Here is a 10,419-nt window from a genome sequence, read left to right as displayed (position 1 = left end):
TAGATATCTCATAAATAAACCTCGCCCTCGAACAGTGTTCCTTCTTGTGAGAGATCAAGGAGACGGGCCACGAAGCTGCTTGACTGCGTCAGAGCGGCACTGCGCGTTGATTGAGCAAGAAAAAGCCGCCGTGCGAACACGGCGGCTTCCCGGTACAACATCGGCCAAGTGCGCTCAATGACCGCGGAAGAGGTTCATGATGTCCTCCTTCTCCTTGGCGTTGACCTGCTCGGGCGCCGGAGCCTGATCGCCGCCCGCACCCGAGGCGCCGCTCGCCTGGGCGTCCAGCGCGGCCTGGCTGATGCCCACCGTCGAAACGAAGCCGCGGCCAGGCGTGGCGTCGGCGTAGTAAAGTTCGTCGCCGAGCGTGACGACGCCATCGGGCATCGGCATCTTGTACTCGGGCACGCCGCTGAGCGCCTTTTGCATGTATTCGATCCACACGGGCAGCGCGAGGCCGCCGCCGGTCTCCTTGTCGCCGAGGCTGCGCGGATTGTCGTAGCCAATCCACGCAATGGCCGCGAGCGTGTGCTGATAGCCCGCGAACCAGGCGTCGCGCGAGTCGTTGGTCGTGCCGGTCTTGCCGCCGAGGTCGGTGCGCTTCAGAGCGTTCGATTTCGCGCCCGTGCCGCGCTGCGCGACGCTCTGCAGCAGGCTGTTCATGATGTACGCATTGCGCGGGTCGATCGCGCGCGGCGCGTTCTGCGCCGCCACGAGCGGCTGCGCCTGCGCGACCACCATGCCGCGCTGATCGGTGACTTCGGCGATCAGATACGGATTCACGCGATAGCCGCCGTTGGCAAATACGGCATAGCCGCCCGCCATTTGCAGCGGCGTGACGAGACCCGCGCCGAGCGCCATTGGCAGATAGGCCGGATGGCGGTCCGCATCGAAACCGAAGTGCGTGATGTATTGCTGCGCGTACTTCGTGCCGATGTGGTTGAGGATGCGGATCGACACGAGGTTCTTCGACTTCATGAGCGCGGTGCGCATGGTCATCGGCCCGTCGAAGCCGCCGCCATAGTTCTTCGGCTCCCACGCCTGGCCGCCCGTTTCCGCGGCGCTGAAGAAGAGCGGCGCATCGTTGATGATGGTGGCCGGCCCGAGGCCCTTGTCGAGCGAGGCCGAGTAGATGAACGGCTTGAAGCTCGAGCCCGGCTGGCGCCACGCTTGCGTGACGTGGTTGAACTTGTTCTTGTTGAAGTCGAAACCGCCCACCAGCGCGCGGATGGCGCCGTCCTGCGGCACGATCGAGACGAACGCCCCTTCGATTTGCGGCAATTGCGTGATCGACCATGCGCCGGCGCTGTTTCCTGAGCCGTTGCCGGCGCTGTTTCCGGAACCATTGCGCATGACGCGGATGATCGCGCCCGGCCGGATCCGCTGGCTCGGCTGCGCGCGCGCGGAGAGGTTGTATTGCGCGAAGCGCAGGCCGTCGCCGGTGATGGTGGCGGTGTTGCCGTCCATGAAGGTGGCCTGCACCTCCTTGGGGCTCGCCGACGTGACCACGGCCGCGACGAGCTCGCCGTTGTCGGGGTGCTCGAGCAGGGCGTCGTCGATAGCCTGCTCGCGGTCGTCGGCGTCGTCGGGCAAGTCGATGAACGCCTCGGGCCCGCGGTAGCCGTGGCGCCGCTCGTAGTCCATCAATCCCTTGCGCAGCGCGCGATAGGCGACGTCCTGATCGGCCGAATCGATGGTCGTGACCACGTTCAGGCCGCGCGTGTACGCCTCTTCGTGATACTGGGCGTACATCATCTGGCGCACCATTTCCGCCACGTACTCGGCGTGCACGCTGAATTCCTTGCCCGCGCCCTTGACGACGAGCGGCTGCTGCGCGGCCTCGTCGTATTGCTGCTGGGTGATGTAGTGCAGCTCGAGCATGCGCTCGAGGATGTACTCCTGACGCACCTTGGCGCGCTTCGGATTGACGACCGGGTTATACGCCGAGGGCGCCTTGGGCAGGCCCGCGAGCATCGCGCATTCGGCGAGCGTGAGATCTTTCAGATCCTTTCCGAAGTACACGCGCGCCGCGCTTGCGAAGCCGTAGGCGCGCTGCCCCAGATAGATCTGATTCATGTACACCTCGAGAATCTGATCCTTGGAGAGCTTCGACTCGATCTTGTAGGCGAGCAGCATCTCGTAAATCTTGCGCGTGTAGGTCTTCTCGCTCGACAGGAAGAAGTTGCGCGCCACCTGCATGGTGATGGTGCTCGCGCCCTGCGAGGCATGGCCATTGGTGAGCGCGACGAAGCCCGCGCGCGCGATGCCCGTGAGATCGACGCCGCCGTGCTCGTAGAAGCGCGCGTCCTCGATCGCGAGGATCGCCTTCTTGAGGTTCTCGGGCACGTCCTGGATATGGACGATGTCGCGCCGCTCCTCGCCGAATTCGCCGATCAGCACATGGTCGCGCGTGTAGATGCGCAGCGGCACCTTCGGGCGATAGTCGGTGAGCGCGTCGAGCGAGGGCAGGTTCGGCGTGGCGACGATGAGCGCATAGCCGAGCACGAGCACCATGCAGGCAGCGGCGCCTCCAATCAGACCGAAAAAGCCGATGAGCAGCTTGAGCCACCACGGCCGCTTGCGCTTGGGCGGCGCGGGCGGCGTGGGCGGCGGAACAGACGAGGGAGGCTGAGCTTCTTGCATACGGACACCGGAAAAACAGTCCCGCGATTATAGCCGCCCGCCCTGGTGCGCTTTCGGAATGCTTACGTCTGGTGCGTGGTGAGGCTGGGTGGCGGCGGGGCGGTGGTGTCGGCGGAACGGCCTGGACGCATAGACGCACTCTAGCCCTGTCTCGAAGGCGCGAGAAGATCGGCGAAGGCCCGCCACGCGTGGATTGGCCATCCGGATGAGTGTGCGCGGCACGCGCCGCTTCGCACAATTTCCCCCTGAGCGCGCCGCGAATGGTTCGCGGCGCGACGCACAAGGGAGGAATCCGATGAGCTTGCTCAATCCGTTGTTGCTGGGTGCGCGCCGTTTTGGCGCGGGCATCGACGTGGGGGCGCGCGGCGTCACGCTGGTGGTCCTGAGTCAGCGGCTGTTCGGCGGCGGCCCGCTGCGCATCGAATGGCTGGGGCGTGTGCCGCTCGCGCGCGAGGTGCTCTCGGGCGCGGAGATCGTCGACCGGCCGGCGCTGGTGGGCGCGTTGCAGGAGGTGTTCGGCGCGCTGCCGCCCGCCTGCGCTCAGGCCTCGTTGCGTTGCGCGATGGCGCTGCCCTCGGGCGCGACGCTGCTTGCATCGGTGCCGCTCGCGCGGCTGGCGCCGGCGCCTGCGGGGGCAGCCGCGCGGAAGGTGGACGCATCGGGCCTCTATACGGAGCTCGAGCCGCTCGTGCTGGCCGAGGCGGAGCGCGTGTCCGGCATCGAGCGCACCGAGCTCGCCGTGGACTGGCGCGTCGGCCCGCTTGGGCTCGAGTGCGGCGTAGCGTCCGTGCACGACGCGCAGGTCATGATCGCGGCGACGGCGCGCGCCCACCTGGAGGCACGCATCGAATGCGCCGCAATGGCGGGCGTCGCGTTGTGCGCGGTGGACGACGAGGCGTACGCCGCGCTGCGGGCGATGCGCCACGCCGCGGCGTTCGAACTGCCGCCGCACGAGGCTTGGGTGGCGCTGTGGATCGGCGTGGATGGCGTGCACGGCTGGTTCGTCGCCGAGGAGTCGGTCGTGCGGACGATGCGCTTTCCGGCGCTCGAGCATGTGGATCTCGTCGAGGCCTTGCGCGATCTGACGCAGGCCGAGGAGGCGGGCTGCGCTTTCGTGGCCGGCGACCTTGCCATGCTGCACGGCGTGCATTTTTCGCTCGCCGATATCGGCGATGTGCTCGGCTGTCCCGTGCTGCCGTTCGAATGCGGACCGCTCGCCGACGCCGATCGGCCGCTCGACGCCACTCTGCTGAACGACCCGTCGTGCGCCGTCGCGTTCGGCCTCGCCATGCGCGGGGTGGGCGAATGAGCGCGGGGGCGGGCAGCGGGCACGCGGCGCCGGTTGGTGCGCGCAATGGCGGGGCCGTCGTGCCGGGATCGGGGATTGGCGGATTCAATTTCCTGCCATGGCGGCAGGGCGCGCTGCGGCGCCTGCGCAGACGCCGCGCACTCGAATGGCTGGCGGCGCTGATGGTGGGCGGCGCATGTGGCAGTGCCGCGGCGGGATGGCAACTGCTCGAGCGCACCCGTGCGGAGGCGGCCCGCGAGGCGGTGGAGCGACAGCTCGCGCGTCTCGATGCACCGCTGACGCTGGCGCGCAAGCTCGCACGCGAAGCCGACGAGCGGCGCGCCGCGCGCGCCGAGGCGCAGCAGCGGGCGAGGCCGCTCACGCACGTTTTTGCGCTCATCGAGGCGTTGTCGCAGGCGCGCACGGCGGGCGTTGTGCTCGAGCAGCTTGCGCAGCGCGCCGAAGAAACCGAGCTGCAGGCGAGCGCGGCCGACGAAGCCGCGGCGGCCGCGTGGCTTGCACGCCTGCACGCGCTCCCCGGGATCGCGGCGGTCAACGTGCGCGAACTGAAGCGTGCACAGGAGGGTGCGCTCGCGCGTGAGCGCACGGGACGTGGCGCGCCGATCCGGGTGGCGGTGCGGCTCGCGTGGCAGGGCGCGGCGGCAGACGCAGGCGGCGCAACGCGTGGGGTGGGTGCGAAGGGGGCGAAATGAATGCAGTCATTGGGATACGCGCCCGTCCTGTTGGACGCTCACGCGCGCTTGGTCTTGTGTCCGAACTCCTGCGCGGCTGGCTGCCGTTGCACGCGTGGAGCGGCCGGCGGCGTGCCGCCGCTGCCATGGCGCTTGGCGCACTAGCCGCAGGACTGACGGGCGGCACCTGCGTGGCTCTCGATCTCGGTGGCGGGCTGGCGGCGCAAGCCGCGCTGGCCGATGCCAAAGCGCGGCTCGTGGGCGCGCGACAAACGCTGGCGCGTTTGCCTGCCCTGCAGCGCGACGCGCAGGACTGGCCGCAGCGCGTGCGCGACGGCAGCGCCGCCGGTGATATCCGCAGCGTGTCGGAACTCGCGGCGCAGGCCGGGCTGGTGCTGATCGCACTGGAGCCGGCGGCTTCGGGCGGTGCCGGGGCACAGGCGCTTCGCACAACGAAGCTGGTTGCTTCGGGCAGCTTCGGACAGCTGCGTGCTTTCCTCGAAGGACTCGCGGCGCTGCCCGAGCTTGCCGTGCCTGCGGAGCTCACGGTCCGGCGCAGCGGCGGGAGTCTGGCGGTCTCGGCCATGCTGCAGGTGTTCGACGGACTGCCCGCTGTCGCCATTGCGCGCAGCGACGAAGAAGGCGGCGCGCTGGCGGATCCGTTCGCAAGCCGCTTCGCTGGAGCCCAAGGTGCCGTGGGGGCTCCGGGCGGTGCTGCGATGCGCCTCGCCGGCATGCTGGTGGAGCGCGGCCGGGCCGTTGCCCTTGTCGAGACCGCCGAAGGCACGGTGGCCGTGCAGGCCGGTGCCACGCTTGGCGGCGGGCGCGTGTCGAGCGTGGATCCGGCGCGCGTTGTGCTCGCGCTCGACGGCGCGACGCACACTCTGGGCTGGGCGGAGGACGCCAAATGAAATTCGGACAATCGGCGCGTTTGGGCGCGGGCTTGTCGTGGCGTGCGCATTCCGTTCGTCGCATGACCCACTTGCTCATTTGCGTGCTCGTATTGATCGCGCAGGCCACTGGGGTCACGCCCGTAGCACGCTGCGCCGTGCCGCCGTCGCTGCCGGCGTGGCGCCAGGCCGCCGTGCCGGTTGCGCGTTACGAGGCGCCGCCGCTGCCGCCAGGCGGAGCGGGCGGGGAGACCGATGCGCCGTCTGGCTGGGTTGCGAATCCGTTCATGCCTGCAAACGGCGCGGAGGCCGCCTCGCTGCCGGGCGCGGCCGAGGGGGAGGGCGTCGATCCGGCGGCGTCGCGCGCGGGGCCAACGCCTGTGCTGGCACCAGCGCCAGCAGCCGGCGCCGCCGCGCCCGATGCGACTCCACCGCTTGAAGGGCCGCCCGTGCCGCTGCGCGCGCCTGCGCGTCTGAGTGACGCAGCGCCGGACGATGACGGCCTGCCGCCCGACCGCCCGATCTCGCTCAATTTCCAGCGCGCCGAGCTATCGGCCGTGCTGCACGCGTTCGCGCAATTCACGAAGCTGAACATCGTCGCGAGCGAGCGCGTGCGTGGCCAGGTCACGCTGCGCCTCGACCGCGTGCCGTGGCGCGCGGCATTCGACCTGCTGCTAGTATCGAACGGTCTCGCCATGGAGCGCACCGGCCGCGTACTCTGGGTCGCGCCTGCGGCGGACCTTGCTGCGCGCGAGCGCCAATTGTTCGAAGCGCACGCGCGCGCCGCCGAGCTGGAGCCGCTCGCGAGCCGGGCGTTTGAACTCCAGTACGCGCGTGCCGAAGACTTGCGCCGGATCCTGACCGGTTCCGGCACGCAGCGCGCGCTTTCGAAGCGCGGCGCCGCTGTCGCGGACGCGCGCACGAATCTGCTGTTCGTCACCGATTTGCCGGCGCGCCTGGATCAGATTGCCGAGCTCATCCGGCGGCTCGATGCGCCCGCGCGCCAGGTGCTGATCGAGGCGCGCATCGTCGAAGGGGATGAAGGCTTGTCGCGCGAACTGGGCGTGCGGCTCGGCCTCTATCCGACCGACCCCGACGGCGTTGCGCGTGGCCTGCACGGCAGTACGGCTGGCACGGTCTACGACTTGCCGGCGGGGCCGCTCTCCGGCTTCGACGCCGCACAGCTCGGCCTCACGCTGCTGGCGGCACGCGCGACACGCCTGCTCGATGTCGAGTTGAGCGCACTGGAAGCCGAGGGGCGCGGGCGGGTGGTGTCGAGTCCGCGCGTCGTGACGGCGGACCGCACCAAGGCCATCGTCGAGCAGGGCACCGAGCTGCCGTATCAGGCCAAGGTCGGGCAGGGCGTCTCGGGCGTGCAATTTCGCCGCGCCACGCTCAAGCTGGAGGTCGAGCCGCAGATCACGCCCGACGGCCGCGTGATCCTCGACCTCGACGTGGCCAAGGACAGCGTGGGCGAGCAAACCGCCGCGGGGCCGGCGATCCACACCAAGCATGTGCAGACGCGCGTGGAGATCGAGGACGGCGGCACGGTCTCGATCGGGGGCATCGACGCGACCGACGACCGGGACGATGTGACGCGCGTGCCGCTCCTGGGCAAAATACCGTTTTTGGGCGCGCTTTTTTCGCATCGCGCCCACCGCGACAGACGCAGCGAGCTCGTGGTGTTCATCACGCCGCGCGTGGTCAGCGCGGACTAGATGAGGGGCGCGGGCAGAGGTTGCACGCGAGACTCATGGTTTGGCCCCTAATCTGCGCCGTGCCGCGCGGCCCCCTGAAAAGGGCCGGAGCGCGGGCGCCGCAGGCTCGACAACGCCGCCGCTTTGCCAGTAAGCTGCGGCACCAACCTTTCGTAGGAAACGCTGCAAGTGCGGGACGCAAACGCCAATGTATTTTTCGTAGGGCTCATGGGCGCCGGCAAGACGACCGTGGGCCGGGCGGTCGCGCGCCGGCTTGAGCGTCCGTTTTTCGACTCCGATCACGAGATCGAGGCGCGCACGGGCGCGCGCATTCCGGTGATCTTCGAACTGGAAGGCGAGGCGGGCTTTCGCGAGCGCGAAGCGCAGATGATCGACGAACTCAGCGCGCGCGAGGGCATCGTGCTCGCGACGGGCGGTGGCGCCGTGCTGCGGCCCGAGAACCGCGCGGCGCTCAAGGAGCGCGGCTTCGTCGTCTATCTGCGCGCGCATCCGCACGATCTGTGGCTGCGCACGCGGCGCGACAAGAACCGGCCGCTCCTGCAGACCGAAGACCCCAAGGGGCGCCTCGAAGCGCTCTATGAGCAACGCGATCCGCTTTATCGCGAGGTCGCCGATTTCGTGATCGAGACCGGCCGGCCATCGGTGAACGGCCTCGTCAACATGGTGCTGATGCAGCTCGACATGGCCGGCGTCGCTCGAACCCCGGCACGCGAGTAGGGTGCTCCTGCACGCGCCACCCATCCTGAACGAATGCCTCGCATGATTACCGTCAACGTCGAACTGGGCGACCGCGCCTACCCCATCCACATCGGTACCGACCTGATTGGCCAGACGGCGCTGTTCGCGCCGCATATTGCCGGCAAGTCGGTCACCATCGTCACCAATACCGTCGTCGAGCCGCTCTATGGCGAGAAGCTGCGCGCCGCGCTCGCGCCGCTCGGCAAGGACGTGCATACGGTCGTGCTGCCCGATGGCGAGGCGTACAAGAACTGGGAAACGCTCAATCTGATCTTCGACGCGCTGCTCGGCGCGCGCGCCGACCGCAAGACCACGCTGATCGCGCTGGGCGGCGGCGTGACCGGCGACATGACGGGGTTCGCCGCAGCCTGCTATATGCGCGGCGTGCCGTTCATCCAGGTGCCCACGACGCTGCTCTCGCAGGTCGATTCGTCGGTGGGCGGCAAGACGGGCATCAACCACCCGCTCGGCAAGAACATGATCGGCGCGTTCTATCAGCCGCAGGCCGTGATCGCGGACATCGGCGCGCTCTCCACGCTGCCGCCGCGCGAGTTGGCGGCGGGCGTCGCCGAAGTCATCAAGACGGGCGCGATCGCCGACGCCGAATTCTTCGAGTGGATCGAGGCGAACGTCGAGGCGCTCAACCGCTGCGAGCCCGAGGCGCTCGCGCACGCGGTGAAGCGCTCGTGCGAGATCAAGGCTTCGGTGGTGGCCGCCGACGAGCGCGAAGGCGGTCTGCGCGCGATCCTGAACTTTGGCCACACCTTCGGTCACGCGATTGAAGCCGGTCTCGGCTATGGTGAATGGCTGCACGGCGAGGCCGTGGGCTGCGGCATGGTGATGGCGGCCGATCTCTCGGTGCGGCTCGGCATGCTCGACGAAGCCTCGCGGGAGCGGCTCGTGCGCGTGGTGAAGGCGGCGAAGCTGCCCGTCGAGGCGCCTGCGCTCGGCGCCGGGCGCTACGTGGAGCTCATGCAGGTCGACAAGAAAGCCGAAGGCGGCGCGATCAAGTTCATCCTGCTCGAGCGCTTCGGGCAGACGCATATCGGTCGCGCGCCCGATGAAGCCGTGCAGGCGACGCTCGCCGCCACCGTGAAGGCCTGAATCCGGCGGTTCGAATCGCTGGCTGAATCGTGGCCTGAACCCGGGACCTGAACGAGCGCGGCCTGCGCCCACGAGGCAGTGGCCGCCCCCATTGAGATCTTTGCGGAGGAACCGTTGAGCGACACCCGCAGCGACATTCGAGGCGACGCCCAGACGCCGCGCATGAGCGCGACGCTTGCCGCGTTCGACGCGGGGCTCGCGCCTTACGCGGCGCATGCCTCGCAAACGCGCGGCCGTCGCTTCGCCGAGCCGCCGCCCGCCGCGCGCAGCGAATTTCAGCGCGACCGCGACCGCATCGTCCATTCCACGGCCTTCCGCCGGCTCGAATACAAGACCCAGGTGTTCGTGAACCACGAAGGCGATCTCTTTCGCACACGGCTCACGCACAGCCTCGAAGTCGCACAGATCGCGCGCTCGGTCGCCCGCAATCTGCGCGTGAACGAGGATCTCGTCGAGGCCATCTCGCTCGCGCACGATCTCGGCCATACGCCGTTCGGCCATGCGGGCCAGGACGCGCTCAACGAATGCATGCGCGAGCATGGAGGCTTCGAGCACAATCTGCAGAGTCTCGCCGTCGTCGACGAGCTCGAGGAGCATTACGGCGCGTTCGACGGCCTGAACCTGTGCTTCGAGACGCGCGAAGGCATCCTCAAGCACTGCTCGCGTGAGCACGCGCGACGTCTGGGCGACCTGGGCGAGCGCTTCCTGCTCGGGCGACAGCCCTCGCTCGAGGCGCAGATCGCCAACATCGCCGACGAAATCGCCTACAACAACCACGACGTGGACGACGGCTTGCGTTCGGGGCTCCTCACCATCGAGCAGCTCGCCGAGGTCGAGCTCTGGCAGGCGCATTACGAAGCCGCGCGCGCCGAGTATCCGCACATCGAAGGGCGGCGACTCGTACACGAGACCGTGCGGCGCATCATCAACACGCTGATCGTCGACCTGATCGAGGAGACGAGCCGCAATCTCGCGAGGCACGCGCCGCAGTCTCTCGACGACGTGCGCGCTGCGCCCCCCATCGTCGCGCACAGCGAGGGTGTGGCGGAGCAGGCCGCTGCCCTCAAGCGGTTTTTGTACCGGAATCTGTACCGGCATTACCGCGTGATGCGTATGGCGAACAAGGCGCGGCGCGTCGTGAAGGGGCTCTTCGAGGCGTTTTCCGACGATCCGCGTTTGTTGCCCCCGGCTTACCAGACGCCCGACGAAGCCTCGCAGCCTCGCCAGATCGCGCATTACATCGCTGGCATGACCGATCGCTACGCGCTCAAGGAGTACCGGCGCCTGTTCGTCGTCTCGGACGATGTTTGAGGCAACCGCGTCTGGACCGACCGTGTCTGGGCCGA

At 68.7% G+C, this 10,419-nt stretch carries 7 protein-coding genes and 1 pseudogene; 7 read left to right on the top strand and 1 reads right to left on the bottom strand.

Going from position 1 to position 10,419, the window contains the following annotated elements; translation table 11 throughout:
- Nucleotides 1–174: 174 nt before the first annotated feature.
- On the bottom strand, nt 175–2,643 hold the full coding sequence (locus BO1_RS16445) for a penicillin-binding protein 1A (protein ID WP_028218483.1): 2,469 nt from the start codon (nt 2,641–2,643) through the stop codon (nt 175–177).
- A 295-nt stretch (nt 2,644–2,938) separates the two neighbouring features.
- Between BO1_RS16445 and pilM the strand changes: the two genes are divergently transcribed.
- The 7 genes and pseudogenes from pilM to BO1_RS16410 all read left to right on the top strand — a co-directional run.
- Complete coding sequence (gene pilM, locus BO1_RS16440; protein WP_028218482.1) at nt 2,939–3,952, top strand: type IV pilus biogenesis protein PilM; 1,014 nt, start codon at nt 2,939–2,941, stop codon at nt 3,950–3,952.
- The gene (locus tag BO1_RS51360) at nt 3,949–4,644 is read left to right on the top strand and encodes a hypothetical protein (RefSeq protein WP_052409486.1); all 696 of its coding nucleotides are present in this window, start codon (nt 3,949–3,951) and stop codon (nt 4,642–4,644) included. The genes pilM and BO1_RS51360 overlap by 4 nt, the downstream gene beginning before the upstream one ends.
- Nucleotides 4,641–5,534, top strand: a complete 894-nt coding sequence (locus tag BO1_RS51355) for a hypothetical protein (protein WP_043285079.1) — start codon at nt 4,641–4,643, stop codon at nt 5,532–5,534. Before BO1_RS51360 ends, BO1_RS51355 begins: the two co-directional genes overlap by 4 nt.
- Nucleotides 5,531–7,231: a type IV pilus secretin PilQ gene (locus tag BO1_RS51350; RefSeq protein ID WP_084688002.1), complete on the top strand. Its 1,701-nt coding sequence runs from the start codon at nt 5,531–5,533 to the stop codon at nt 7,229–7,231. Before BO1_RS51355 ends, BO1_RS51350 begins: the two co-directional genes overlap by 4 nt.
- Nucleotides 7,232–7,393: 162 nt before the next feature.
- Nucleotides 7,394–7,948, top strand: a complete 555-nt coding sequence (gene aroK / locus BO1_RS61165) for a shikimate kinase AroK (protein ID WP_028218481.1) — start codon at nt 7,394–7,396, stop codon at nt 7,946–7,948.
- Between the two features lie 42 nt (nt 7,949–7,990).
- Nucleotides 7,991–9,073, top strand: coding sequence for a 3-dehydroquinate synthase (gene aroB, locus BO1_RS16415; RefSeq protein ID WP_456088865.1), 1,083 nt, complete (start codon nt 7,991–7,993; stop codon nt 9,071–9,073).
- 171 nt (nt 9,074–9,244) lie between these two features.
- A pseudogene (locus tag BO1_RS16410) lies at nt 9,245–10,384 on the top strand (deoxyguanosinetriphosphate triphosphohydrolase); the annotation flags it as partial.
- Between the last annotated feature and the right edge of the window lie 35 nt (nt 10,385–10,419).

The organism is Paraburkholderia oxyphila NBRC 105797 (genome assembly GCF_000685075.1).
Taxonomy (GTDB): Bacteria; Pseudomonadota; Gammaproteobacteria; order Burkholderiales; family Burkholderiaceae; genus Paraburkholderia; species Paraburkholderia oxyphila.
The sequence above is the reverse complement of the archived record's forward strand: the minus strand, read 5'-3'. Positions and strand labels throughout refer to the sequence as shown.

Bases quoted from the DNA above. Each gene is read 5' to 3' on its own strand.
- BO1_RS16445 (WP_028218483.1), bottom strand. From the start codon at position 2,643: ATGCAAGAAGCTCAGCCTCCCTCGTCTGTTCCGCCGCCCACGCCGCCC.
- pilM (WP_028218482.1), top strand. From the start codon at position 2,939: ATGAGCTTGCTCAATCCGTTGTTGCTGGGTGCGCGCCGTTTTGGCGCG.
- BO1_RS51360 (WP_052409486.1), top strand. From the start codon at position 3,949: ATGAGCGCGGGGGCGGGCAGCGGGCACGCGGCGCCGGTTGGTGCGCGC.
- BO1_RS51355 (WP_043285079.1), top strand. From the start codon at position 4,641: ATGAATGCAGTCATTGGGATACGCGCCCGTCCTGTTGGACGCTCACGC.
- BO1_RS51350 (WP_084688002.1), top strand. From the start codon at position 5,531: ATGAAATTCGGACAATCGGCGCGTTTGGGCGCGGGCTTGTCGTGGCGT.
- aroB (WP_456088865.1), top strand. From the start codon at position 7,991: ATGATTACCGTCAACGTCGAACTGGGCGACCGCGCCTACCCCATCCAC.